We start from the raw sequence: 24652 nt of genomic DNA on the forward strand, positions 1-24652 counted from the left end.
TGCGCCATGGCCCGCATTGACCTCGTCGATCTCGCCCATTCCTACGGCGGCAACGATGCGCCGCAGGAGAGCTTTGCGCTCAAGCCTGTCACCATGACCTGGCGGCAGGGCGGCGCCTATGCGCTGCTCGGCCCCTCCGGCTGCGGCAAGACCACGCTTCTGAACGTCATCTCCGGCATCATCACGCCGTCGCGGGGGAAGATCCTGTTCGACGGCAAGGACATCACACCGCTGTCAACCCAGAAGCGCAACATCGCGCAGGTGTTCCAGTTTCCGGTGATCTACGACACCATGACGGTGGGGGAGAATCTGGCGTTTCCGCTGAAGAACCGCGGCGTGCCGAAGGCCGACATTGACAGGCGCGTCGCCGAGATCGGTCGCCTGCTCGATCTCGAGCCCTATCTGAACCGCAAGGCCACGCGCCTGACCGCCGACGCCAAGCAGAAGATCTCGCTCGGCCGCGGTCTCGTGCGCAACGACGTTGCCGCCGTGCTGTTCGACGAGCCGCTGACGGTGATCGATCCCGAGCTGAAATGGCAGCTCCGCTCCAAGCTGAAGGCGCTGCATCGCGAGCTCGACCTCACGATGATCTATGTGACCCATGACCAGACCGAGGCGCTGACCTTCGCCGACACCGTCGTGGTCATGCATGACGGTCGCGTGGTGCAGAGCGGCACGCCGGCCGAGCTGTTCGACAAGCCGGCGCATACTTTCGTCGGTTATTTCATCGGTTCGCCCGGCATGAACATCCTGCCGGCCGAGGTGAGGGGGCGCGAGGCCAGGATCGACGGCCACGTCATCGCGCTGAACCGCAGCTACGACAATCTGCCTGCAGGGGCGAAGATCGAGATCGGCGTTCGTCCCGAATTCGTCGAGGTGGTCGCGCCCGCACCTGGCCTGCTCACCGCCAGGATCGATCGCATCGACGACCTCGGCCGCATCCGCTTCGCGCGCGTGCGCGTCGGTGATGCCAAGCTCGCGGCGCGCGCTCCTGGCGGCTTCACCAGCGCGGACGGTACCGCCGGGCTGAAATTCGATCCGTCGCACGTCCACGTCTATGCCGACAGCCTTCTGGTGGAGGGAGCCGCCTGATGGACAAGACCGTCAACCAAAAAGCCTGGTTCCTGGTGCTGCCGGTGTTCCTGGTCGTCGCCTTCTCGGCGGTGCTGCCGCTGATGACGGTGGTGAATTATTCGATGCAGGATACCTTCGGCAACAACCAGTTCTTCTGGAACGGCGTCGGCTGGTTCAAGGAGCTGCTCGATCCCTCCACCGATCTCGGCGGCCGCTTTCTCGCCTCGCTCGGCCGCAACCTGTTCTTCTCGCTCGTTATCCTGGCCATCGAGGTGCCGCTCGGCATCGTCGTCGCGTTGTCGATGCCGCGCGAGGGCTGGACCGTCGCAGCCTGCCTCGTCATTCTCGCGCTGCCGCTGCTGATCCCCTGGAACGTGGTCGGCACCATCTGGCAGATCTTCGGGCGTCCCGACATCGGCCTGCTCGGCTACGTCCTCAATGCCATGGGCTTCGATTACAATTACGTCTCCAACGACGTCGATGCCTGGTTCACGGTCATCGTGATGGACGTCTGGCACTGGACCAGCCTCGTCGCGCTGCTGTGCTATGCCGGCCTGAAGTCGATTCCCGAAGCCTATTACCAGGCCGCGCAGATCGACGGCGCCTCGCGCTGGGCCGTGTTCAAGGCGATCCAGCTGCCGAAGATGAACCGCGTGCTCTTGATCGCGGTGCTGCTGCGCTTCATGGACAGCTTCATGATCTACACCGAGCCGTTCGTCGTCACCGGTGGCGGGCCCGGCAATTCCACCACCTTCGTGTCGATCGAGCTGGTCAAGATTGCGCTCGGCCAGTTCGACCTCGGCAAGGCCGCGGCGCTGTCGCTGGTCTACAACCTCATCATCCTGATCGTCTGCTGGATCTTCTACACCGTCATGACCAATGCCGGTGTCGAACGCAAAGTCCAGGTTTCGAGCGAGCCGGCGGCGGAGCCCAAGCCCGCGGCCGCGCTCAAGCCCGTGCCCGCACTCGAGCCAAGGGAAGGAGTGGCCTGATGCATTCGATCCCCGGCCGTCGCCTCATCATGGGGCTGTTCCTGATCTTCCTGCTGCTGCCGATCTACTGGCTCGTCAACATGAGCTTCAAGACCAACAGCGAGATCGTCTCGACGATGACGCTGTGGCCGCACACTCCGACGCTGCAGCACTACAAGCGCATCTTCACCGACGAGAGCTGGTATTCGGGCTACATCAATTCGCTCGAATACGTCGTCCTCAACACCATCATCTCGATCGCCGTGGCGCTGCCGGCGGCTTACGCCTTCTCGCGCTACCGTTTCCTCGGTGACAAGCATTTATTCTTCTGGCTGTTGTCGAACCGCATGGCGCCGGCGGCGGTCTATGCGCTGCCGTTCTTCAATCTCTATTCGGCGATCGGCCTGTTCGACACCCCCTGGGCCGTCGCGCTCGCGCACTGCATCTTCAACGTGCCGCTCGCGGTGTGGATCCTCGAAGGCTTCGTCTCCGGCGTGCCGCGCGAGATCGACGAGACCGCGTTCCTCGACGGCTATTCCTTCCCGCGCTTCTTCATCAAGATCCTGGTGCCGCTGATCGCGAGCGGCATCGGCGTCGCCGCCTTCTTCTGCTTCATGTTCTCCTGGGTCGAGCTCTTGCTCGCGCGCACGCTGACGTCGGTGCATGCCAAGCCGATCGCAGCGATCATGACGCGTACGGTGTCAGCGGCCGGCATGGATTGGGGCCTGCTCGCCGCCGCCGGGGTGCTCACCATTATTCCGGGCGCGCTGGTGATCTGGTTCGTCCGCAACTACATCGCGCGCGGTTTCGCGCTCGGCCGCGTCTGAGGAGGCATCAATGGAATCCATCGCATGGATGGCCTGGACGCTGCCGACCGCGATCTTCTTCGCCGCGCTCGCCTGCACGCTTCTCGTGATGACCTGGCTCGCCGCGGTCTATCCCGAGGCCGAGCGTGTCGGCGTGCTGCGCATCCCGACCACGCGCGGCGACCGTCTGTTCATCTCGCTGATCGCGGCCGCCGTCATCCACCTCGCCTGGATCGGCCTCGTCGGCACCGACGCGATCGCTACGCTGCCTATCGGCGAGGAGGGGTTTGAAATCTCGAGCCTGTGGCTCGCATCAGGAATTTCGCTGGTCACGGCCGCGCTCATTTTCCGCACGGTCTGAAGCTTGCGAAGGGACGGCCAGATCCGGGACCAACCCGGGCCTGTATAAAAGTTTGTCGCTGCAACGGAGGAACAACATGCGACAGTTTAGGAGAAGGAAAGGTCCATTGACCAAGAATAGTTTTCTGACCATGTCCAGCGCCGCTGCGATCATCGCGGTGTCGTTCGCCGTCTCGGCGCCGGTTCGCGCCGCCGACGAGGCCGTGATCCAGAAATGGATCGCGGAATTCACGCCTTCGACGTTGTCGAAGGAGGACCAGAAGAAGGAGCTGGAGTGGTTCGCCAAGGCCGCCGAGCCGTTCAAGGGCATGGAGATCAACGTCGTCTCCGAGACGATCACGACTCATGAATACGAGGCGCAGACGCTCGCCAAGGCATTCTCCGAGCTCACCGGCATCAAGCTCAAGCACGATCTCATCCAGGAAGGTGACGTCGTCGAGAAGTTGCAGACCCAGATGCAGTCGGGCAAGAACGTCTATGACGGCTGGATCAACGACTCCGACCTGATCGGCACGCATTTCCGCTACGGCCAGACCATTGCGCTGTCGGACTACATGACCGGCGAGGGCAAGGACGTCACCAACCCCATGCTCGACGTCAACGACTTCATCGGCAAGTCGTTCGGCACCGGGCCGGACGGCAAGCTCTACCAGCTGCCCGACCAGCAGTTCGCGAACCTCTACTGGTTCCGCTACGACTGGTTCACCAATGCCGACTACAAGGCCAAGTTCAAGGCCAAGTATGGCTACGAGCTCGGCGTGCCCGTGAACTGGTCGGCTTATGAAGACATCGCCGAGTTCTTCACCAACGACATCAAGGAGATCAACGGCGTCAAGGTCTACGGCCATATGGACTATGGCAAGAAGGACCCCTCGCTCGGATGGCGCTTCACCGACGCCTGGCTGTCGATGGCCGGCAACGGTGACAAGGGCATTCCGAACGGTCTGCCGGTCGACGAATGGGGCATCCGGATGGAGGGCTGCCGCCCGGTCGGCTCTTCGGTGGAGCGTGGCGGCGACACCAATGGTCCGGCCGCAGTCTACTCGATCACGAAGTATCTCGACTGGATGAAGAAGTACGCCCCGCCGCAGGCGCAGGGCATGACCTTCTCCGAGTCCGGCCCCGTGCCGTCGCAGGGCAACATCGCCCAGCAGATGTTCTGGTACACCGCCTTCACCGCCGACATGGTGAAGCCGGGTCTGCCGGTGGTGAATGCGGACGGTACGCCGAAGTGGCGTATGGCTCCGTCGCCGCACGGCTCCTATTGGAAGGAAGGCATGAAGCTCGGCTACCAGGACGCTGGCTCCGCCACGTTGCTGAAGTCGACTCCGCCGGATCGCCGCAAGGCAGCCTGGCTCTATCTCCAGTTCATCGTCTCCAAGTCGGTGAGCCTGAAGAAGAGCCATGTCGGTCTCACCTTCATCCGTGAATCCGACATCTGGGACAAGTCGTTCACCGAGCGTGCGCCGAAGCTCGGCGGCCTGATCGAGTTCTACCGCTCGCCCGCGCGCGTGCAGTGGACCCCGACCGGCAACAACGTGCCCGACTATCCGAAGCTCGCGCAGCTGTGGTGGCAGAACATCGGCGATGCGTCGTCCGGTGCGAAGACGCCGCAGCAGGCGATGGATGCTCTCGCGGCGGCCCAGGACTCCGTGCTGGAGCGTCTGGAGAAGTCCGGCGTGCAGGGCGCCTGCGGTCCGAAGCTGCACAAGAAGGAGTCGGCCGAGTACTGGTTCGCCAAGGCTCAGAAGGACGGCACCATCGCGCCGCAGCGCAAGCTCGCCAACGAGAAGCCGAAGGGCGAGACGGTGGACTACGACACCCTGATCAAGTCGTGGCCCGCCACTCCGCCCAAGCGCGCGGAAGCGAAGTAAGCGGCGCTTAGAGCGATATCAAACACGAGAGGCCGGGAGCGATCCCGGCCTTTTTGTTTTGTCGTAGTGGTGCGAGGGTTTTTCACACCCTCGGTGTCATTGCCCGCCTAGTGCGCAATTGCGCACAGGGGCGGGCAATCCATTATTCCAGAGACGGTCGTGGTTGAACCGAGAAGCCGCGGCGTACTGGATGCCCCGCCTTCGCGGGGCATGACCAGCGTCATGTGTGGAGAAGAACCTACTCCGCCGGCTCGGCCGCCAGCGTCGGGTAATCCGTGTAGCCCTTCGCACCACCGCCGTAGAAGGTGTTCTTGTCCCAGTCGTTCAGCGCCGCACCCGCCTTCAAGCGTTCGACCAGGTCGGGGTTGGAGATGAACGGCTTGCCGAAGGCGATGAGGTCGGCGGCGTTCGCGTCCAGCACCTTGCTGGCCAAGTCGAAATCGTAGCCGTTGTTGGCGACGTAGGCGCCCGAGAAGCGGTTGCGCAACGATGCATAGTCGAACGGCGCGATGTCGCGCGGCCCGCCGGTGGCGCCCTCGACCACGTGGAGATAGACCAGCTTCAGCGCGCTGAGGCCGTCGACGATGTGATCGTACATGGCCTGCGGGTTGGAATCCGAGATGTCGTTGGCCGGCGTCACCGGCGAGATGCGGATGCCGGTGCGCTCGGCGCCGGCCTCGGCGACGACGGCCTTGGAGACCTCCAGCATCAGCTTCGCGCGGTTCTCGATCGAGCCGCCATAGGCATCAGTGCGCTTGTTGGCGCCGTCCTTGGCGAACTGCTCGAGCAGATAGCCGTTGGCGCCGTGGATTTCGACGCCGTCGAAGCCGGCTTCCAGCGCGTTCTTCGTGGCGCGCTTGAAGTCGTCGATGATCCCGGGAATCTCGGAGAGCTCGAGCGCGCGCGGCTCGGAGACGTCGGCGAAGCCGCCGTTGACGAAGGTCTTGCCCTTGGCTCGGATCGCGCTCGGTGCCACCGGGGCTGCGCCATTCGCCTGCAGATCGACATGCGAGATGCGGCCGACATGCCAGAGCTGGATGAAGATCTTGCCGCCGCGTTCATGCACCTTGTCGGTGACCTTGCGCCAGCCGGCGACCTGCTCCTTGCTATAGATGCCGGGCGTGTCCTGGTAGCCCTGACCTTGTTGCGAGACCTGGCTCGCCTCGGTGATCAGCAGGCCTGCGGATGCACGCTGGGCGTAATATTCGGCGGCGAGGGGACCGGGCACGAAGGTGCCGGGTACGGCACGGTTGCGCGTCAGCGGCGCCATGACGAGGCGGTTGGCCAGCGTGATCGGGCCGAGCTTGTAGATCTCAAACAATTTGGTCGAACGGCTCATGGGAATGCTTCCAGGCGATGAGGGGTGTCGAACAATTGTGCATCGCGGCATCGGGCGCAAGGGATAAGCCATACGCAAAGTGCAGACGAGCTGCGCGGCAGGGCGCGCGTAGCATAATTCGTGTGCAATGTCGGCTGCGACAGCGAAATCCCACTGTCGCGGCCGTGCGATTTCACAAATCAGTTCGCGCCGAGGAAATCGCGCTTGCCGATCTCGACGCCGTTGTGACGCAAGATGCCGTGGGCGATCGCGGCGTGGAAATAGAGGTTCGGCAGCGAGAACGAGCTCAGGAATTGCTGTCCCGTCATGGTGATGGTCTTGCCGGGGCCGATCGGAAAGGTGACGTCCTTGGCGTCGGCGCCCTCAAACTGCTCGGGCTTGAAGGATTTGACATAGTCGATCGTTTTCGCCAGCCGCTGCTTCAACTCCGCAAAGCTGGTTTCGGTGTCGGGCGTCGAGGGGACCTCGCTATGCGTCAGCCGCGCACAGCCTCTGGTCGGATAGTCGCTGACCAGCTGGATCTGCCGCGACAGCGGCAGCATGTCCGGGAAGAGGCGCGAGCCGAGCAGGACGCTGGGATCGATCTTCCTGGCCGCGCAATGCGCCTCAGCTTTGGTGAGCAGCCCGGTCACGCTGTTCAGCATCTGCAAATAGGCGGGGACGACGGCGTCGTAGAAGGACATGTGATGCTCGCTTCAAATGGTGGGAAATCTCAGGAGGAAACCTGAGCCACTCACATGGGAGCCTCATGGAAAATTGCAATCGCGGAAAGCCGCTTGTGCGATGCGAAAATTCTACCGCACCGTCGTCTGGGGCAGAACCTGCGCCGTGCCGCCGCGCATGCGCGCAAGCAGCTCGGCGGTCGGCCAGGAATCCGCCGGCAGGCCGTACTTGATCTGCGTCGCCTTCACCGCGGCGCGGCTCTGCTGCCCCAGCACACCGTCGACCTTGCCGACGTTGAAGCCGGCGCGCACCAGCAGTTGCTGCAATTCCTTGAGCTCGTTGAACGGCAGCTGCGCGACCGGCGCAGCCGGCTTGCGCATCGGCGCGGCCCCGGCGATGCGCGAGGCGAGATAGCCCGCCGTGGTCGCGTAGATCAGCGAGTTGTTCCACTCGGTGTAGGCCGCGAAATTCGGATAGGCCATGAAGGCCGGCCCGAAGCGTCCCATCGGCAGCAGCACGGAGGCTGCGAGATTGTCGTTCGGCAAGGGCCGGCCGTCGGGATAGGTGACGCCGAGTTGCGCCCATGTCGAGCGCGGCTCGCGTACCGTGAGATCGGTCTTCTCCCACGGCAGGTTCGGCGGCACCTTGATCTCCTCGAGCCACGGCTCGCCGCGCCGCCACTTCAATCCGTTTGCGATGTAGTTCGCGGTCGAGCCGATCACGTCGGCCGGCGAGCGCAACAGGTCGCGCCGTCCGTCGCCGTCAAAGTCGACCGCGTAGTTGACGTAGTGCACGGGCAGGAATTGGGTCTGGCCGAGCTCGCCGGCCCAGGAGCCGATCATCTCGTCGGGATGCAGATCGCCGCGGTCGATGATCTTCAGCGCCGCGATGGTCTCGTTCACGAACATCTCCGAACGGCGGCAATCATAGGCGAGCGACACCAGCGATTTCAGCGTCGGCAAATTGCCCATGTTGGCGCCGAAATCGCTCTCAAGGCCCCAGAACGCGGCGATCACCGCGGGCGGCACGCCGTATTCCTTTTCCGCGCGCGCAAACGCCGCGGCGTATTGCTTGATGTGCTGCTGCCCGTTCTGCATGCGATAGGCCGCGGCCATGCGGCCGGCGAATTCGGTGAAGAGCTGTCCGAACACGCGCTGGCCGCGGTCGCGGTTGACGATGCCCTGGTCGTAGACGAGATAGGGCGATGCCTCCGCGATCGTGCGCTGCGACACGCCGGCGGCCACCGCCTGTTGCTTCACCTCGGTCAGGAAGCGATCGAAGCTCGCGCCATTGTGGCACGAGGCGGCGCGCGGCGAGGGGGCCTTCGGCACTGCGGGCTTGGCAGGAGGCGGAAGCATTTGGGCGGATGCCGTGGCCGTGCATGCGATAAGCGCGAGGGCCGCGATCGGAAATCGGGTCTGGACCATGGGGGTTCCGGCGGGGAAGGGCAGGCGTGGATTCGGCCGAAGTTTAGGGGAAGCGGCCGCCCCAGGCCATCCCCACCCTGCACCTGATCTGGAGGACGATAGGTCGCCCGCCTTGGTGCGCAGGGGCATGTATTCAGAAATCAAGCGATCGGCTCGGTTGGATCAATCCCGCCGAATCGGGGTTGACCTGTCGAAACCGTTACGGAAAGGCTCGTTCTGTGGCCGAGTTGCCTCCGGCGTCGACGCAACGAACACCGGCCGTGCGAGCCGCAACCTCGCCCATGCTCACGGCCGGCGGCATCGTCCTAGCCATCGGAGCCCTCTATCTCGGCCGGGAAATCTTCGTTCCTTTTGCCCTTGCGATCCTGCTGAGCTTCGTTCTCACGCCCTTGGTCAATTGGCTGAGACGTTGGAAAGTGCCCCGCATTGCAGCGGTGCTAATTGCCGTTTCCATTGCCTTCATCGTCGTCGCAGGGGTCGCCTTGGTCGTTGGGCGCCAACTGGTCCAACTCGCCAGCAACCTTCCCAATTATCAGACCACCATCACCGAGAAGATCCGCTCGTTGCAAAGCTCCGCGCCGGGCGGCGGGGTCGTCGACGCCGTTACCACGACGATGCAAGATCTCGGCAGAGAGATCTCGGGAGATGAGAAAAAGTCGGCGGCTGCATCCTCCCGGCTTGGCACCGGCAGTGAGAGTCGGGAGCCTGTCACCGTGCGGGTGGAGCCGCCACAGCCGAGACCGCTGGAGCTCATTCGATCGGTCATAGGTCCATTGCTGGCGCCGCTTGCGACTTCCGGGCTGGTCGTCATTTTCGTGATCTTCGTGCTGCTCGAGCGCGAAGACCTGCGCGACCGATTCATCAAGTTAGCCGGAGCCGGTGACCTTCAGAAGAGTACTCAGGCCATCAACGATGCTGCCTCGCGGGTCAGCCGCTATCTGCTGATGCAGCTTGTTGTCAATCTGACTTACGGCGTGCCGATCGGTGTTGCACTCTACTTTGTTGGCGTGCCGAACGCGATTCTTTGGGGCTTGCTCGCAGCGGTACTTCGATTCATTCCCTACCTCGGTCCTTTCCTGGCTGCTATATTTCCCGTTGCCCTGGCCATCGCCGTCGATCCAGGCTGGACGATGCTGTTCTGGGTCGTCGGTTTGTTCGTTACGGCTGAACTCGTCAGCAACAATGTTGTCGAGCCTTGGCTCTACGGATCCAGCACCGGGCTGTCGTCCCTCGCAATTATCATCGCCGCGATCTTCTGGACGATGCTGTGGGGACCCGTCGGGCTGTTTCTGGCGACGCCTTTGACCGTCTGCCTCGTCGTCATGGGGCGCTACGTCCCGCAGTTGGAGTTCTTGGGCGTTCTGCTCGGCAGCGACCCTGTGCTCGCGCCGGAGGAGCAACTCTACCAGCGGTTATTGGCTGGCAACCTGGAGGAGGCGGTTGAGTTCGCCGAGAACTATGTCGACGAGTGTTCCTCACGCGAGCTGTACGACAACGTCGGAATTCCGGCGCTGCGCCTGGCGGAGAATGATCGTCAGCGCAGCAGCATCGACACCAATTACCGGCGTCTCGTTGCGGATACGGCTATCTCGGTTGTCCGGGAGGTTGATGACCATATCCGCGAAAAAGCGAATGCAGTGGACGAGGGAAATCACACCGCGCAGCGACCATGCGTCCTCTGTCTCGCTGGACGCACGGAGCTCGATCATGCAGCGGCGGAGATGCTCGCGCAGGTGCTCGAGGAGCGCACCATCGGCGCCAAGGTCTTGCCGCCGATCGCGGTCAGTCGGGGAGCATTGGAGCAACTCGATCTCCAGGGGGTCGACGTGGTGTGCCTGTCCTACTTTCACCCGCAGCCGCAGGTCTACGCCCGCTATGTCTTTCGTCGCCTGCGCCGTCGGGCTCCACAGGTGAAGCTTGCCGCCTGCTGCTGGAATTTGATCGCCGGAACGGAACAGACGGGAGAGCTCAAGACCCAGATGGCGGCCGACGCGGCATTCGCCTCTCTCCAAGCATGCGTCGAGCAGGTTGAAGCATGGGTCGGTCGCGCGGCAGCTCTCGGCGATACGCCCCAGCTCACGGCCGACGCCGAACGTGCGCAGCTCGCCGCGCTGCGCGGACTTGGCTTGGACGCCTCGAAACGCCAGGACCTGGACGAGGCCTCCAGAAAGGTCGCGCAAGCGTTCAACGTTCCGATCGCGCTGGTGACATTGGTCGATCATATTCAGCTAACCGCCGCTGAAGCCCGCGCCCAAGAAGTCCAAGCAGGTCTGCCGAGCAATCACGAGGGCTCCCTCGACGCGCATGTGATCGCTGCAGGCGATATGCTGGTTTCGGAGGATGTGACCGAAGACCCGCGCTTCGCCGACGATCCGCATGTGCTGGAGCGAGGCATTCGCTTCTACGCGGGGGTCCCGCTCCGGACTTCATCCGGTCATGTTGTAGGCAGCCTTTGTGTCATTGATACTCAGCCGCGGGAGTTCACCGACCGGGATCGTGACCGCCTGCAGGAGATGGCGAAGCAATTGATGATCGATATCCAGAGCGCTCGAGTGGCCACAGGCGTCGAGTCGGATAGCTCGAGAGAGGTGCATCCCGCCCCCTAGCGGAGAGGAAGCCGACCTTGCCGCTAACAGTGCGTGGCGCTAGCCGAACAGCCGCATCAGCAGCGCCTTACCGACCGGGAGCGCCCTGACGCCCCGATAGGCCCGAACATATTCGCCGGCATAGAACGCCCTGATTGCATGCACGCGCGTGTCCATGCCTTCCGCGAACCGTACGGCAAATCCATCAATGGTCCGCCGCACCACGATGGCCGCGATCGAGCGGCCGTAGATCTGGCACTCGATGGTGCTCCCAAGCGCCGGCGGATCGGGATCGATTAGCCGCGCACCGGTGATGGAGATATCGGCGAGCCGCGCCAGATGCGACCTGCCGTCCTGGCGCAGCAGCACCGGCTCGTTGCGATTGAAGCGCTCCGCCTTGCGCTTGCGCGGCTGCTCGATGCAGACGAAGCAGACCACGGTGAGGATGAACGCGTTGTAGAAGCTCCAGGCCAGCGCCAGTCCGCCATAGGCGATGTTCTCGCCGCGCTGCTGCAGGATGAAGGCATAAGCGATGGATGCGAGCGTGATGAAAAGTGCACAGCCGTAGATGCGCAGCAGCGGCCATTCGACGAAGCGTCGGTCGCGGTCGCCGCCTTTCGCGGTGACCTTGAACTTGTGTCCCTTCGGCTTCAACAGGCCGGTCGCCACCGCCTTGAGCACGGCAGGCGCGGCAATCAGTTGCGAGACATCAGTCATCATTGCGAGCGAGCGGCCGCGCGAAAGCCAGGCCATGCTGAGGCCGTTCCAGACATAGAAGGGCAGAAAGACCCGCAACAGCTCGCTCAGATCGGCCCGCACCGCCTGGATGCCGAACAGCAGGAACAGCCAGGGCACCACAAGGCCCGCCACTTTCGAGGTGTAGACCGCCGACCAACTCATGAAGGCGTCGGCCAGCGAGAGGCGGTCGATGAAGGGCAGCTTCGAGTCCCGCGAGAGCGGTCCGCTGCGGCCGCGCACGATCTGCATCAAGCCGAGGCACCAGCGGGCGCGCTGGGTGATGTATTCCTTCAGCCCTTCCGGCGCGAGCCCGATCGTCAGGCGCTCGTTGAGATAGATCGTATTGAGTCCGCGCTCCTTGAGGCGCAGCGTGACGAGATAGTCCTCCGTCACCGAATCGGTCGGAAAGCCGCCGATCCGCATCAGTCCGGAATAGCGGATGAGGGAGGAGGTGCCGCAGCAGAACGCGACGCCCCAGGCGTCCTTGGCCGGCAGCAGGATGTCGAAGAAGAAGCGCTGCTCGTCGGGCCAGACGTCGGTCGCGGCGAGGTTGGTCTGGATCGGGTCGGGATTGATGAAGTGCTGCGGGGTCTGGACCACGCCGACCGACGCATCGTCCATGAGCGAGACGGTGCGCGCAAGGAAATCGGGCCGCGGCACGAAGTCCGCATCGAGAATGGCGACGAACTGCGGCCGCTCCGGCAGCGCCCCGACATGCCTCAGTGCGTGATTGATGTTGCCTGCTTTGGCGTGCTGGTTGTCGGGCCGCGTCAGATAGTGGCAGCCGAGCTCGCCGGACAGCCGCCGCAGCCAGGGCCGTCTTCCGTCGTCGAGCACCCAGACGCGGTAATTGCCGTAGTCCATGCCCGTCCCGCCGATGATCGTACGCTCGAGAATCCCTCGTTCCTCGTTGTAGGTGCAGATGAAGACGTCGATCAGCGGTGCGCCCGGATCGGTGGTGCGGCCGTCGACCTTCGCTGCGCCGGTGCGGTCGCGCGTCCGGCTCAGGAACAGCAGCGACAACGCGACCGCGACGAGCGAGGCCGCCTCCAGCAGCATGAAGGGGTAGCCGATCACGGCATCGACGGTCAGGCGCGGCGGCGGAAGCGTCGACATGATCCGCCAATAGAGATAGCGCAGCAGCAAGGTCACCGAGACAATGGCCAGGAACGAGCGTGCCATCGTGCTGTCGCGCCTCAGCAGCGGTACGATCGCCATGAAGGCGCCGAGCGCGATCAGGCCGCTCGTCAGCGCCGCCGTCACGGTGCGGTCTCGTGCCGCGCAAACACCACGCGGCCGGTGCGGCCGACCGTGCAGGCGCGAGCTGCGGCATCGCGCGAGGCCACGGTCACACGATAGGGCTCCTTGCTCAGCGCATCCGGATTGATGGCGAGATTGGCCGGCGCACCGGCAGCGCCGGTCAGGTTGACCACGGTGCCGGAGATCGGCTCGCCGCCGTCATTGGGCTCGAACGTCGCCTGGTCGCCGAGCTGCAGGCGGTTGTAGACGTTCTCGGTGACATTGGCGGTGATCACGGCGCCGCTGCAATCGAGCACTTTGAGCAACGGCTGGCCTGCCTGCACGTCCTCGCCCGGCGATGTCATCATTTCCCAGACGCGGCCTGCGACGGGTGTCGTAATGTTGGCTTCGGTGAGATCCGCGAACCGAACCTCCTCGACGATGATCTCGTTGGCGAGCCAGGCGATCTCCGTGTCGGTGCGCGCGAGATCGGCCTCGAGGTCGCCGGCACGCTGGCGCATCTCTTCCTCGCGCTGAACCGAGCTTGGCCGGTCGTTGTAGCTGTCGCCGAGGAAGGATCCGTTCCGTGCCGCGGCGAGCTCGACCTTGGCCGCGTCCAGCCGCTTGCGCGCACCGAGCTCGGTCTGTTGCGACACGGAGAGCTCGCGCGTCAGACGTGCCAGTTCGACGGTCGAGACATTGCCCGATTTTGCCAGCGAGGAGGCGCGCTCGACGGCGGCACTGGCCTCGTCCCGCCGCGCCGCCGCCGCCTCGATCGAGGTCTGGATCTCCGCGATGCGGGCCTCGAGCTGGAGCACGCGTCCGTCGCGAAACAGCGCGGCCTGCCGCGCCAGATCCTTTTGTGCCGCCTGCGCCGAAGCGAGCTTCGCCGCAAGGCTCGGCCGTTCGTTCTCCAGGCGCGATTTCTGCCGCCGGAGATCGTCGAGCCGCGTGCGATCGCCGCGCGAGTTGAAGACGCGCAGGACGACGGTCCCGGCTTCGAGCTTGGCTTGGTCAGTGACGCGCTGGGCGGCCGCGACGCGGCCACCGATCGGGGTGCGCAAGGTGACGAGGCGGGAATTTAGCACGGCTTCGACGCTCGAATTTTCCCAGATCGCGCGCAGCGGCAGCCAGCCGAACACGGCGACGATGGCGAGCCCGATCGCGACCTTGGCTCCGCGCCTCAGATACGGCCAGCGGCGTCCCGATTCTTGCCCGCTCTGCGTCGTGGAAGCATGGTCGGACTCGTCATTGGTGAAGAGGTGCTCGTGCAGGGAGTCCTGCAAACCCTTCGCATCAGTTCTGGCGTCGTGAGGGGAGGGGGCGGATGAGGGGGCGACGGAGGCGGCGCTCGAGCGGTCTACCATGGCGGTCACCTTGCTGACGGGAGGCCAACGGGAACCCGGTCAATGCACAAGGCCAATGCCGCGTGCCCGGTTACCGCGAGTTATGCGGAAATTGCGCTTTCCAGGTTGCTAAGCCTCCGCGTGTGTTTTTGCGCAAATCCCGGTCAAGCTTTAGTGGCGGCGGAAAGGCTGGCTGGCGCCGCTGGCGTCTGCGGCTCCACGACGCACGAACCTTGCAGCCGGCGGCCGCATTCATACTTCGAAGGTGCCGGCCAGAGGTTCGCCCGCGGCCGCCCCAGGAGACGGCCATGAACTATTTTCGTACCGCAATGCTGCTCGCTGGCCTGACCGCCCTGTTCATGGGCGTCGGCTATCTGATCGGAGGCGCCTCGGGCGCCATGATCGCGCTCGTCATTGCCGCCGCAACCAACCTCTTCACCTACTGGAACTCCGACCGCATGGTGCTGTCGATGTACGGCGCCCATGAGGTCGATCGTTCGACCGCGCCGGAGCTGGTCGGCCTCGTCGCCGAGCTTGCGGGCCGTGCCGGCCTGCCGATGCCGCGCGTGTTCGTGATGGATGAGATCCAGCCCAACGCGTTCGCCACCGGCCGCAATCCGGACAACGCCGCGGTCGCCGTCACCACCGGTCTGATGAACCAGCTCAGCCGCGAGGAGCTCGCCGGCGTGATTGCGCACGAGCTCGCGCATATCAAGCATCACGACACGCTGCTGATGACGATCACCGCGACCATCGCCGGTGCGATCTCGATGCTGGCGCAGTTCGGCATGTTCTTTGGCGGCAATCGCGAGAACAACAGCGGTCCGGGCATCGTCGGCTCGATCCTGTTGATGATCCTCGCTCCGCTCGGTGCCATGCTGGTGCAGATGGCGATCAGCCGGACCCGCGAATATGCCGCCGACAATCTCGGTGCGCGCATCGTGGGACAGCCGATGTGGCTGGCCTCTGCGCTGGTGAAGATCGAGGGCGCTGCGCACCAGGTCCCGAACTACGAGGCCGAGCGAAACCCTGCGACCGCGCACATGTTCATCATCAATCCGCTGTCGGGCCACGGGGTGGACAACCTGTTCGCCACCCACCCCTCGACGCAGAACCGCGTCGCCGCGCTCCAGCAACTGGCGGCCGAGCTCGGCGCGCGCGCGGCGCCGTCGGTCGGCGCCAACGAGAACTATCCACCGCGCGGGCCGTGGGGCCGCTCCTCCTCACGTCGTAGTCCCTGGGGCTGACGGAGCCGGCAAGGATTGCGTCTGGCTTTGTGATCTGGCGCACACAGGGGGGTCCCCAACCAGTGTTAACTCCTCGGCGTGACCATTCCTTCGAAAGGGGATGGGTGGCTGGCGCGCTGCCGGCCACCGTCGAAGATGACCAGAATTGCCGTACCATTGCTGATCGTCCTTTGCGTGCTCGTCGGCTTGTCCACGCACATGGTCGTCAATTGCGGCGACGAGGATGATCCCGACATCTGCTCGGCCGTGATCGGCTTCTCGCCGCTGCGCGGCTCGCTGATCGCCTTCGCCTATGCGGGACGTGGACGGATCGCGCTGCGTCACGGCGACTTCAAGCGGGCGATCGCCGATTTCGACGAGGCCATCCACCTCAATCCCAACCGCGCTTCGCTCTATCGCGACCGGGCGCTGGCGCGCCGGCAGAACGGCGACTTCGAGCTTGCCATTGCGGATTACGACGAGGCGATCGCGCACGATCCCAAGCGCGCGGCACCTTATCACCAGCGCGGTCTCGCGCTCGCCGCAATGGGCGATCTCGACCGCGCCATCCTGAGCTACAGCACGGCGGTCCGCCTCGACCCCACCGATGCGCAGGCCCGTCTCGACCGCGGCCTTGCGTTCCTCGCCCGCGGCCAGACGGACGACGCCCGCGCCGATTTCGAGGCCGCGCTGGCGCTGCCCGCCGGCAAGGACGGTCGCGCGCGAGAGGCCGCGCGCGCCAAGCTCGCGGAACTCGCCAGCGCCGAGCCGACACTGGTGGCCGCGCCGCGAAGATGAGGGAAGTCTCTCCGCGAAGCCCGGAAAGCGTAGGGTGGGCAAAGGTGCACTTCGCGCCGTGCCCACGATCTTCTCAATACGACGACAGACGCGTGGGCACGCTTCGCTTTGCCCACCCTACGATGCTTCTGTAGGACAGGTGGCTTGCCGCATAGCGGCGAGATCGGTGAGAGATGCGGAAAGCGAGACTGTCGCGGCTGCCTGCTGCGCGTATGAACCAGTTCAACAAGTATTGAGTTGGATCAATACTGGCAGGGTCCAGAGTGCATCCATGTCGTGCGCCCCTGGAGGAGCTTCCAATGTACAAATGGGCTTTGACGATTCTGACCGTGAGTATCGCCCTGACAGCGGGAGATGCCCGGGCCCAAAGATATGACCCCGCTTATCCCGTTTGCTTGAACGTCATTTCTCGCGGAATGACGCCATACTACCGATGCAGCTTCACGACGATGGACCAATGCAGGGCGTCGGCAAACGGCCAGATGTGCGTCCTCAATCCCTACTACGCCGGTCCTCCGGCGAGAGGAAACGCTCGGCGGCATCATCGCCAGACCTACGCGCCATCGAGGCCGCCGGTCCAGTACCGGGCGGTACCCTATAATCAGTTCAATGAACCCTATTATGGGGCATCCCAAGGTTACGCGCCTGGCGAGAAAGAGCGCTTTCTCCAAAGTGTGAGGCGATACATGTGAGGGATGTCGCTCGACTGTTCGACCAGCCCATGCCTGGGGCGGAGGAATCGTTGAGGTCGCGGCCGGCCCGATTGCGGCGGCCGCGAGGGAGCGCGTCGCAAACGCGCAACGCGGCGATCCGATCAAGCCGGAGATGATTGGGAGACAGGCCGGCGAGCCTCCAGATCGCCAATCCCGTGGCGGCGATCAGGAACGTGCAACGACTACGTCTTCTTTTTCGCTTTGGCTTTCTTTGCGGCCTTCTTCGCCGGCTTCTCGTCCTTTGCCTTCTTCTCCGCTTTCACCGTAACAGGCGTGCTGGCGGCGAGGCGCATCGACCGCGCGTAGCTGTCGGCGACGTTATCGGCGGACATCTGCAGGCGCTTGGCGGCTGCAGTCGCCTGCTCCATGGTGGCCTTGGCCATGATCTTGAAGCGCTCGCCAGTCTCCTTGCCCTTGGCCTTGGCCGCAAGGCTGTTGAAGCGATCCCGCCGCTCCTTGGCACGGGTCATCAGGCCCGTATGCAGCTGTCTGGCCAATTGCCGGATCACGACATCCAGGTCGGCTTCCGCCATGGTCTCTCATCCCCTTCGAAAACGGTATCGATGCGGGCGGGACTATGCAGATCGGACCCCGGCTTGGCAATTCCCGGCTGTGCGTCATCCGCAGCTTACCGAGCGCGCGAAACAAAAAAGCCGCGCTGTTCGCGCGGCTCTTTGGCTTGGCTTGGCGCCGTCCGCTCATTTCAGCGAGGCGACCGGGCCGTTCGAGGCCGCCGGCTCGGGGTCGAAGCCGAACACGCCGACCAGATATTTGTAATAGTCCGGCATCTTCTCCTTGAGCGCCTCGCGCGACTTCGGATCGTGGAATTCGCTCTTGCCGGCCAGGAAGATGCTGGCGGTCACCGCAAAGAACTCCATGGGATTCTTCATCGCATAGGATTCCTTTGGCAAGAGGTCCTTGGACTTGGCGAGGGCGTAGTAGGTGATCACGCCCTTGTTGGCGTAGCCGTCCGGCAGCAGCCGCGCGTGGAAGGCGTGCAGCATCTCGTGCAGCAGCACGGCCTCCTTCTCGTAGCGCATCATGTCCGGCCGCAGCATGATCACGCCGAGGCCCGAATCGACCGCGAGGTCGACGGCATTGGGATTGGTCCAGCGCTGCTTGGCGGGGTCCCAGACCGTCAGGGTCCGGGGCGCGGTGCGCTGCATGTCCGGCGTGACCCGGCCGTAGCAGGCGGTAGCGGCACCTTCGTCGAGGCAGGCGAGTTCGCTCGCGACGATCGGAACGGTGTGGAAGAAGCGCAGCACGCGCGGAGAGAGGCCGACGCCTTCGACGACGTCGATCTGGCTCTTCAGGTTCTCGGTGAGCTTGTCGACGTCCTTGCGGTCGCGGTTCTCGGAGATGTCGAACATGTAGCCGCGGTAGCCCTGGAAGCCCGGCGGCAGCGGCTGCGCCGCGTCGGCATCGAGCGACCCGGCGATGGTTGGACTGGCGAAGAGCGCGCCGACGATGGTTGCGGTCAGCAGCAACGCAATGCGCATGATGAACCCCCTGATGTCACTTCGCCCGGCAGATTAGGCCGCCCTTGTTTGCGAAAAGTGAGTGCGGCGAGACTAAGGCACTGATGTTGAGGCGTGCTTAACCGTTGGTTGCAGATCGCGCGGGCGGATTAGGGTCGGGTTAACCAAGCGTGGATCGGCTGCGCGCTTCGGCGTAACATCCGCCCGGGCTCGAGGCCCTCACATCATAGCCGGAAGGGGAGGATGCCATGTATGCCGCCATCCGTCAGGCCAAGGCAAAAAGCGGGAGCGCGGAAGAGCTGACGCGCCGCATCAAGGACGGCGCCGTTCCCATCATCAGCGACGTCGACGGTTTCCGCGCCTATTACGTCGTCTATGGCGGCGACGACACGGTCACCGCGATCTCGATCTTCGACAAGTTCGAGCAGGCCGAGGAAGCGAACAAGCGCGCCATCGCCTGGATCGAGAAGGATCTCGGCCCGCTGCTCGCCGGCGACGCCCGCGCCGTGGCGGGACCGGTGATTGTGCATACGCTGGCGTGAGGGCGCGCGCTATTGATGACCGGAGCGGCGACCACACACTTGGTCGGCATGCCCGGGCTTGACCCGGGCATCCACGTCTTTCTGCGTACGCGGAAGCGCGTGGATGGCCGGGTCAAGCCCGGCCATGACGGAAGAGAGAGTGTGTGCCTCACAACTCCCTTGCATTCGAGAACGCAAAGCTCGACACCCGCCGCGTCGTCTCGTCCAGGATCAACGTGCGTGTGATCGGTGGCTCGGCGCGCTGGGCGCAGTTCTCGCGCTCGCAGAGGCGACAGTTGACGCCGATCGGGGTGCCCTCGGCCTTTTCCAGGTCCATGCCGGTGGCGTAGGTCAGGCGGGCGGCGTGGCGGATCTCGCAGCCGAGGCCGATGGCAAAGCGCGGCTGCGGCAGCGGATGCGGCGCCACGGGGCGGCGCACCATCTGCGCGATCGAGAAATAGCGCGTGCCGTCGGGCAGCTCGATCACCTGCTTGAGCAGGCGATCCGGCGTGTCGAAGGTCGAATGCACATTCCAGAGCGGACACGTGCCGCCGAATTTCGAGAACGGGAAGGTGCCGGAGGAGAAACGCTTGGAGACGTTGCCGGCATTGTCGACGCGCAAGAGGAAGAACGGAATGCCGCGCGCATTCGGTCGCTGCAGCGTGGTGAGGCGGTGGCAGACCTGCTCGAACCCGGAATTGAAGCGCTGTGCCAGCACGTGGATGTCGTAGTTCAGCGCTTCGGCGGCCGCGAGGAACGCCGGGTAGGGCATCATCACGGCGGCCGCGAAGTAATTGCCGAGCGTGATCCGGAACAGCCGCCGCGGCGCATCGTCCAGCGGGCCGGCCCGGCCGATGATGGTCTCCAGCGCCTGCGCGCATTCCGCTAAGCCCAGCTGGAAGGCGAGCTGGAATGCGCGGCCGGGCGGATCGACCAGCTCCGAGATCAGCAGCTGCCGGCGGTGGCGGTCGAATCGGCGGAGCGTCTCGCGCATCACGTCGACCGGCATGATGCGGGTCTGGATTGAGTGCTTCTCGCGCAAGCGCGTTATCAGCGCGGCATACAGCCCTTCGGCGGGCTCGTTCAACTCGTCGCGCAGATTTTCCGCCGCCTGCTCCAGCTCCGGAAAATAGTTGCGGTTGGCCTCGATCAGCTCGCGCACGCGCTCGACCGGATTGGCTTCGAAGCGCGTGCCGACGTCGCGGTCGGCCATCTGCGCCGCGGCCAGCGTCTCGCCCTGACGCGCCTCGGTATAGGCCGCGTAGAGCCGCTGCAGCGCATGGGTGACGCCGGGGCAGAGCTCGGCGAGGTCGCGCAGCTCCTGCTTGGGCACGTCGATCTGCCGGAACAGGGGATCGGAGAAGATCTCGTTCAGCTCGGCGAAGAAGCGGTCCTCGTCCGCGGTGGCGAGATCGCGCAGGTCAAGGTCATAGGTCTCGGCCAGCCGCAACAGGATCTGCGCCGTGACCGGGCGCTGGTTGCGCTCGATCAGGTTGACATAGCTGGGCGAGATCCCGAGCCCCTCGGCGATCTGGGTCTGCGACAGCCCCAATTGCTGCCGGATTCGCCGGAAGCGCGGGCCGACGAAGAGTTTCTTGCCGGAATCGGCGGGCATGTCTCAGATCTCCAGACTCAATCAAGGTCAGAACAGTTGACCTATTATTTACAAATTTTACAAAGTGACATCTATTACAGGTTCAGATGTTACATGACATCACCAATAAAAAACAAGCCATCTGTACGAACTTTTCCTTTTCGCGTTTAGCTTCTGACACGCATCTCGCAATGCATTGTCAAGAATGTCGATGGCTGCCTCGCCATCGTCAGCGAAAGGATCAGGCACATGAATTACCAGCCCCGCGGTATCAGCACCCTCCAGGGTCCGTCCTCGTATCAGGACGAGGTCAAGGCGGCTCAGGCGCTCCTCGAGACCCAGCCGACCTGGAACGGCGTATCGGCCGAGGCCGTCGCGCGCATGCGCCTGCAGAACCGTTTCAAGACCGGCCTCGACATCGCCCGCTACACCGCGGCCGTGATGCGCGCCGACATGGCCGCCTATGACAAGGATCCCACCAAGTACACCCAGTCGCTGGGCTGCTGGCACGGCTTCATCGCCCAGCAGAAGCTGATCTCGGTCAAGAAGCATTTTGGCGGCAAGACCGACCGCACCTACCTCTATCTCTCCGGTTGGATGATCGCGGCGCTGCGCTCCGAATTCGGTCCGCTGCCCGACCAGTCGATGCACGAGAAGACCTCGGTGCCCGCGCTGATCGAGGAGCTCTACACCTTCCTGCGCCAGGCCGATTCGCGCGAGCTCAACGACATCTTCCGTCTGCTCGACAAGGCGCGCAAGGAAGGCGACAAGACCCGCGAGAAGGAGCTGATCGAGAAGATCGACAACTTCCAGACCCATGTCGTCCCCGTCATCGCCGACATCGATGCCGGCTTCGGCAACGCGGAGGCGACCTATCTGCTCGCCAAGAAGATGATCGAGGCGGGCGCCTGCGCGCTACAGATCGAGAACCAGGTCTCCGACGAGAAGCAGTGCGGCCACCAGGACGGCAAGGTCACGGTGCCGCATGACGTCTTCCTGGCGAAGATCCGCGCCTGCCGCCACGCCTTCCTCGAGCTCGGCGTCGAAGACGGCATCGTCGTGACCCGCACCGACTCGCTCGGCGCCGGCCTGACGCAGCAGATCGCCGTCAGCCACAAGCCCGGCGACATCGGCGACCAGTACAACAGCTTCCTCGATTGCGAGGAAATCACCGCGGAGAACGCCAAGAACGGCGACGTCATCATCAACCGCAACGGCAAGCTGATGCGTCCGAAGCGGCTGCCCTCCAACCTCTACCAGTTCCGCCCCGGCACCGGTGCAGACCGCTGCGTGCTCGATTGCATCACCTCGCTGCAGAACGGCGCCGACCTGCTCTGGATCGAGACCGAGAAGCCGCATATCGAGCAGATCGCCAGCATGGTCGACCGCATCCGCAAGGTGGTGCCGAACGCCAAGCTCGCCTACAACAACTCGCCGTCGTTCAACTGGACCCTCAACTTCCGTTGGCAGGTCTACGACGCGATGAAGGAAGCGGGCCAGGACGTCAGCAAGTACAACCGTGCCGAGCTGATGAAGGCGGAGTACGACGACACGCCGCTGGCGAAGGAAGCCGACGAGCGCATCCGTACCTTCCAGGCGGATTCGGCCAAGCGCGCCGGCATCTTCCACCACCTGATCACGCTGCCGACCTATCACACGGCCGCGCTCTCGACCGACAATCTCGCCCGCGAGTATTTCGGCGAGCAGGGCATGCTGGGCTACGTCAAGAACGTCCAGCGCGCCGAGATCCGTCAGGGCATCGCCTGCGTGAAGCACCAGAACATGGCCGGCTCCGACATCGGCGACGACCACAAGGAGTACTTCGCGGGCGAAGCTGCGCTGAAGGCGGGCGGCGTCCACAACACGATGAACCAGTTCGGCTAACGGCGGATCGGACCGGTCTGGAAGCCAGGTTGGAGTCCAGGCCGGTCACGCACCTCAACAGGAGACTGACAATGACCAAAGGCAGCAATTTCTGGGTGATCGGCGGCGAGTTCGGTTCGATGAACTTCCACAAGCTCGTGGAAGGCTCGGCCCAGGTCAAAGGTCCGTTCAAGACCCGCAAGGAAGCCGAGGAGTGCTGGAAGGAAGTCTCGGAAGAAAGCCGTCACAAGGCCGGCGTCCGCTTCTCGATCGTGGAAGAGCCCTCGCGGGTCTCGGCCTGATCACCTCGACTTAAGAAGACGTCCAAGGACGGATGGTCCCATCCAGGCCCTGCCTGGGTGGGATCGTCTGTTTTTGGCACAGGTGAACCAGCTGTGGGCGCCGTAAGTCTCTGGAATTGTAGGCCTTTGCGGAGGGTTTGGTTGCTGATAGGTTAATGGGCATAAGTCGAGGACGAGGCCGACAATGTCAGAGCCCGAGACCAGCGGGACCCATCCCGGCCAGCCGGGCCCGGTGCGGCTGCGCGATGCGCTGCTGCGCGCGCGGATCGAGGCGGCCGACCGCACCGGCGTCGTCGTCGATTTGCGCGACGCCGAGGTGGCACGGCTCGAGATCCTCAACGACGCGCTCGATCCCCTGTTCGCGCAGGTGCCTGATCAGATCGACCTGTTCGACCGCGGCATCAGCCAGGGCGATACGCCGCGGCTGTGGATCGACGTCGTCGCCCATATCGTGATGGGCCGCGACAAGCGGATGTACCGCTTCGTCCAGGACACCCGCTTCGGCCGCATCGTGCTCGCCGAATCGCACGACACCGCCGTGATCGTCGAGGCCGTCACCGACTATGTCGCGCGCCGCATGGTCGAGCGCGAGCGTGCGATGGTGGTCCAGCCCGAACCGCAAGCACCGACCGCCGCGCCGCCGCCGCGCCGTTCGCGCGTCTGGCCGTTCGTGTTCGGCTTCGTGCTGGGCGCGGCCGCGCTGTTCGGGCTTGCAGTGCTGGCAGTCTTGCGGAACTGGTGAGGCTCTCTCCGCCGTCATTGCGAGGAGCCCTTGCGACGAAGCAATCCAGACTGCCTCCGCGGAGATTCCTGGATTGCTTCGCTGCGCTCGCAATGACGACCGGGGACTAAATCAACCGCACATGCTTGATCTGTCCGATCTGAAATCCAGCTCCGAGGCTTCGCACCGTCTGCTCGCAGCGCCAGCCGGCATTGTCCTTCTCGATGGTGAACAGATTGTACGCCGCCGCCGGATAACGTCCGTGCGCCAGCGCGGAGGCCGACGGCACGCCGAGCGCGGGAATGTTGCCGTTCGGACCCTCGAACCACATCGTCGAATGAATGTGGTCGTGCCCGTGCAGGACCAGCTCGACGCCGTGGCGCTTCAACAGTCCCAGCAATTCCGGCGCGTCCGTCATCCGCTTCGCCCGCGCGCTGGACTTCAGCGGATGATGCACCAGCAGCACGCGGAAGACGTCTTCCGCGGCGAGCCGCTCGAGCACCTCCGCAAGCGCGGTGAGCTGATCGCGCCCGAGCGTGCCGGTTGCCATCAGCGGCAGGGTCGGCACCGCCGTGGACAGGCTGATCAGGGCAAGCGGCCCGCGCCGGCGCACCGCAGGGAAGGCTGCGCCGCCGGGTGTGTCCGCGGCGATGTAGTGCAGGAACGTCTCGCCGAAGCGATGACGCGTCGCGCTGACATAGGCGTCGTGATTGCCGGGGATCGCGGTCACGCGGTCGGGCGGGCCGACGCTTTCGAGCCAGGCCAGCGCCGGTGCGAACTCCGCCTCCAGCGCCAGGTTGACGAGATCGCCCGTCACTGCGATGTGGTCGGGCGCCTGCGCCTGCATGTCGGCGACGAGCGCGTCGAGAACCTCTCGGCGCTGGTACTTGTGGCGGTTGCGCGTCCAGTTGACATAGCCGAACGCGCGCTTGCCCGCGAGCTCGATCAGCCGCGGCTTCGGCAAAGGCGCCAGATGCGGATCGGACAGGTGGGCGAGCGTGAAGGGAGCCAGCG

The 24652-nt window shown here is 64.3% G+C and carries 22 protein-coding genes; 13 read left to right on the forward strand and 9 right to left on the reverse strand.

Features of this window, described 5'->3' with window-relative positions:
• Positions 1–6: 6 nt before the first annotated feature.
• From I6F37_RS36640 to I6F37_RS36660, 5 genes are all read left to right on the forward strand, one after another.
• A complete protein-coding gene (locus I6F37_RS36640; RefSeq protein ID WP_225143206.1) occupies positions 7–1092 on the forward strand; it encodes an ABC transporter ATP-binding protein in 1086 nt (361 codons plus the stop codon).
• The gene (locus I6F37_RS36645) at positions 1092–2066 is read left to right on the forward strand and encodes a carbohydrate ABC transporter permease (protein WP_225154065.1); all 975 of its coding nucleotides are present in this window, start codon (positions 1092–1094) and stop codon (positions 2064–2066) included. Before I6F37_RS36640 ends, I6F37_RS36645 begins: the two co-directional genes overlap by 1 nt.
• Positions 2066–2872, forward strand: coding sequence for a carbohydrate ABC transporter permease (locus tag I6F37_RS36650; RefSeq protein WP_036013847.1), 807 nt, complete (start codon positions 2066–2068; stop codon positions 2870–2872). Before I6F37_RS36645 ends, I6F37_RS36650 begins: the two co-directional genes overlap by 1 nt.
• Before the next feature lie 10 nt (positions 2873–2882).
• Complete coding sequence (locus I6F37_RS36655) at positions 2883–3212, forward strand: DUF2160 domain-containing protein (protein ID WP_036013844.1); 330 nt, start codon at positions 2883–2885, stop codon at positions 3210–3212.
• A gap of 130 nt (positions 3213–3342) precedes the next feature.
• On the forward strand, positions 3343–5085 hold the full coding sequence (locus I6F37_RS36660) for an ABC transporter substrate-binding protein (protein WP_225131906.1): 1743 nt from the start codon (positions 3343–3345) through the stop codon (positions 5083–5085).
• A 238-nt stretch (positions 5086–5323) separates the two neighbouring features.
• Here the strand turns inward: I6F37_RS36660 and I6F37_RS36665 are convergent, their stop codons facing one another.
• The 3 genes from I6F37_RS36665 to I6F37_RS36675 form a co-directional block, all read right to left on the reverse strand.
• Entirely contained in the window at positions 5324–6424 is a 1101-nt protein-coding gene (locus tag I6F37_RS36665) for an alkene reductase (protein WP_225154066.1), read from the reverse strand.
• A 179-nt stretch (positions 6425–6603) separates the two neighbouring features.
• Entirely contained in the window at positions 6604–7107 is a 504-nt protein-coding gene (locus I6F37_RS36670) for a DUF1993 family protein (protein WP_036013837.1), read from the reverse strand.
• 111 nt (positions 7108–7218) lie between these two features.
• Positions 7219–8514, reverse strand: coding sequence for a lytic murein transglycosylase (locus tag I6F37_RS36675; protein ID WP_225143357.1), 1296 nt, complete (start codon positions 8512–8514; stop codon positions 7219–7221).
• Positions 8515–8795: 281 nt separating this feature from the next.
• Here I6F37_RS36675 and I6F37_RS36680 point away from each other — a divergent pair, with 281 nt between their 5' ends.
• A complete protein-coding gene (locus I6F37_RS36680) occupies positions 8796–11120 on the forward strand; it encodes an AI-2E family transporter (protein WP_225154067.1) in 2325 nt (774 codons plus the stop codon).
• 39 nt (positions 11121–11159) lie between these two features.
• Here I6F37_RS36680 and I6F37_RS36685 read toward each other — a convergent pair whose 3' ends face one another.
• Both I6F37_RS36685 and I6F37_RS36690 read right to left on the reverse strand, forming a co-directional pair.
• On the reverse strand, positions 11160–13100 hold the full coding sequence (locus I6F37_RS36685; RefSeq protein ID WP_225154068.1) for a glycosyltransferase: 1941 nt from the start codon (positions 13098–13100) through the stop codon (positions 11160–11162).
• Positions 13097–14443, reverse strand: coding sequence for an HlyD family secretion protein (locus tag I6F37_RS36690; protein ID WP_225154069.1), 1347 nt, complete (start codon positions 14441–14443; stop codon positions 13097–13099). The genes I6F37_RS36685 and I6F37_RS36690 overlap by 4 nt, the downstream gene beginning before the upstream one ends.
• Positions 14444–14730: 287 nt before the next feature.
• Here I6F37_RS36690 and htpX point away from each other — a divergent pair, with 287 nt between their 5' ends.
• The 3 genes from htpX (at position 14731) to I6F37_RS45815 (ending at position 17138) form a co-directional block, all read left to right on the forward strand.
• Entirely contained in the window at positions 14731–15669 is a 939-nt protein-coding gene (htpX, locus tag I6F37_RS36695; RefSeq protein WP_225154070.1) for a zinc metalloprotease HtpX, read from the forward strand.
• Between the two features lie 135 nt (positions 15670–15804).
• Positions 15805–16446 (forward strand): tetratricopeptide repeat protein, encoded by a 642-nt coding sequence (locus tag I6F37_RS36700; protein WP_192893321.1) that lies wholly within the window; start codon positions 15805–15807, stop codon positions 16444–16446.
• Positions 16447–16745: 299 nt separating this feature from the next.
• Positions 16746–17138 carry a DUF3551 domain-containing protein gene (locus tag I6F37_RS45815; protein ID WP_306469182.1) on the forward strand — a complete coding sequence of 131 codons (393 nt, stop codon included), beginning with the start codon at positions 16746–16748 and terminating at the stop codon, positions 17136–17138.
• 203 nt (positions 17139–17341) lie between these two features.
• On the opposite strand, the gene I6F37_RS36710 is transcribed toward I6F37_RS45815, so the two are convergent.
• Both I6F37_RS36710 and I6F37_RS36715 read right to left on the reverse strand, forming a co-directional pair.
• Positions 17342–17692, reverse strand: a complete 351-nt coding sequence (locus I6F37_RS36710) for a hypothetical protein (protein ID WP_225143353.1) — start codon at positions 17690–17692, stop codon at positions 17342–17344.
• A gap of 165 nt (positions 17693–17857) precedes the next feature.
• Positions 17858–18658 (reverse strand): hypothetical protein, encoded by an 801-nt coding sequence (locus I6F37_RS36715; RefSeq protein ID WP_057026253.1) that lies wholly within the window; start codon positions 18656–18658, stop codon positions 17858–17860.
• A gap of 227 nt (positions 18659–18885) precedes the next feature.
• Between I6F37_RS36715 and I6F37_RS36720 the strand changes: the two genes are divergently transcribed.
• Positions 18886–19179: a hypothetical protein gene (locus I6F37_RS36720; protein ID WP_036013813.1), complete on the forward strand. Its 294-nt coding sequence runs from the start codon at positions 18886–18888 to the stop codon at positions 19177–19179.
• A gap of 148 nt (positions 19180–19327) precedes the next feature.
• On the opposite strand, the gene I6F37_RS36725 is transcribed toward I6F37_RS36720, so the two are convergent.
• Positions 19328–20773, reverse strand: a complete 1446-nt coding sequence (locus tag I6F37_RS36725) for a short-chain fatty acyl-CoA regulator family protein (protein WP_036013804.1) — start codon at positions 20771–20773, stop codon at positions 19328–19330.
• A 228-nt stretch (positions 20774–21001) separates the two neighbouring features.
• Here I6F37_RS36725 and I6F37_RS36730 point away from each other — a divergent pair, with 228 nt between their 5' ends.
• The 3 genes from I6F37_RS36730 (at position 21002) to I6F37_RS36740 (ending at position 23659) form a co-directional block, all read left to right on the forward strand.
• Positions 21002–22636: an isocitrate lyase gene (locus I6F37_RS36730; protein ID WP_225130878.1), complete on the forward strand. Its 1635-nt coding sequence runs from the start codon at positions 21002–21004 to the stop codon at positions 22634–22636.
• Positions 22637–22707: 71 nt separating this feature from the next.
• The gene (locus tag I6F37_RS36735) at positions 22708–22917 is read left to right on the forward strand and encodes a hypothetical protein (RefSeq protein ID WP_036013800.1); all 210 of its coding nucleotides are present in this window, start codon (positions 22708–22710) and stop codon (positions 22915–22917) included.
• Between the two features lie 184 nt (positions 22918–23101).
• Entirely contained in the window at positions 23102–23659 is a 558-nt protein-coding gene (locus I6F37_RS36740) for a hypothetical protein (RefSeq protein ID WP_225154071.1), read from the forward strand.
• 106 nt (positions 23660–23765) lie between these two features.
• On the opposite strand, the gene I6F37_RS36745 is transcribed toward I6F37_RS36740, so the two are convergent.
• Complete coding sequence (locus tag I6F37_RS36745; protein WP_225154078.1) at positions 23766–24650, reverse strand: metallophosphoesterase; 885 nt, start codon at positions 24648–24650, stop codon at positions 23766–23768.
• Positions 24651–24652: the final 2 nt, after the last annotated feature.

The sequence above is a fragment of the Bradyrhizobium sp. NBAIM08 genome, from assembly GCF_020193935.1.
In the GTDB taxonomy this organism is placed as follows: Bacteria; Pseudomonadota; Alphaproteobacteria; order Rhizobiales; family Xanthobacteraceae; genus Bradyrhizobium; species Bradyrhizobium yuanmingense.

Coding starts and splice junctions, on each gene's coding strand:
- I6F37_RS36735 (WP_036013800.1), top strand. CDS start 22,708: ATGACCAAAGGCAGCAATTTCTGGGTGATCGGCGGCGAGTTCGGTTCG.
- I6F37_RS36710 (WP_225143353.1), bottom strand. CDS start 17,692: ATGGCGGAAGCCGACCTGGATGTCGTGATCCGGCAATTGGCCAGACAG.
- I6F37_RS36665 (WP_225154066.1), bottom strand. CDS start 6,424: ATGAGCCGTTCGACCAAATTGTTTGAGATCTACAAGCTCGGCCCGATC.
- I6F37_RS45815 (WP_306469182.1), top strand. CDS start 16,746: ATGTACAAATGGGCTTTGACGATTCTGACCGTGAGTATCGCCCTGACA.
- I6F37_RS36740 (WP_225154071.1), top strand. CDS start 23,102: ATGTCAGAGCCCGAGACCAGCGGGACCCATCCCGGCCAGCCGGGCCCG.
- I6F37_RS36660 (WP_225131906.1), top strand. CDS start 3,343: ATGTCCAGCGCCGCTGCGATCATCGCGGTGTCGTTCGCCGTCTCGGCG.
- I6F37_RS36720 (WP_036013813.1), top strand. CDS start 18,886: ATGTATGCCGCCATCCGTCAGGCCAAGGCAAAAAGCGGGAGCGCGGAA.
- I6F37_RS36730 (WP_225130878.1), top strand. CDS start 21,002: ATGAATTACCAGCCCCGCGGTATCAGCACCCTCCAGGGTCCGTCCTCG.
- I6F37_RS36700 (WP_192893321.1), top strand. CDS start 15,805: ATGACCAGAATTGCCGTACCATTGCTGATCGTCCTTTGCGTGCTCGTC.
- I6F37_RS36650 (WP_036013847.1), top strand. CDS start 2,066: ATGCATTCGATCCCCGGCCGTCGCCTCATCATGGGGCTGTTCCTGATC.
- I6F37_RS36640 (WP_225143206.1), top strand. CDS start 7: ATGGCCCGCATTGACCTCGTCGATCTCGCCCATTCCTACGGCGGCAAC.
- I6F37_RS36690 (WP_225154069.1), bottom strand. CDS start 14,443: ATGGTAGACCGCTCGAGCGCCGCCTCCGTCGCCCCCTCATCCGCCCCC.
- I6F37_RS36725 (WP_036013804.1), bottom strand. CDS start 20,773: ATGCCCGCCGATTCCGGCAAGAAACTCTTCGTCGGCCCGCGCTTCCGG.
- I6F37_RS36645 (WP_225154065.1), top strand. CDS start 1,092: ATGGACAAGACCGTCAACCAAAAAGCCTGGTTCCTGGTGCTGCCGGTG.
- I6F37_RS36675 (WP_225143357.1), bottom strand. CDS start 8,514: ATGGTCCAGACCCGATTTCCGATCGCGGCCCTCGCGCTTATCGCATGC.
- I6F37_RS36680 (WP_225154067.1), top strand. CDS start 8,796: ATGCTCACGGCCGGCGGCATCGTCCTAGCCATCGGAGCCCTCTATCTC.
- I6F37_RS36715 (WP_057026253.1), bottom strand. CDS start 18,658: ATGCGCATTGCGTTGCTGCTGACCGCAACCATCGTCGGCGCGCTCTTC.
- I6F37_RS36655 (WP_036013844.1), top strand. CDS start 2,883: ATGGAATCCATCGCATGGATGGCCTGGACGCTGCCGACCGCGATCTTC.
- htpX (WP_225154070.1), top strand. CDS start 14,731: ATGAACTATTTTCGTACCGCAATGCTGCTCGCTGGCCTGACCGCCCTG.
- I6F37_RS36670 (WP_036013837.1), bottom strand. CDS start 7,107: ATGTCCTTCTACGACGCCGTCGTCCCCGCCTATTTGCAGATGCTGAAC.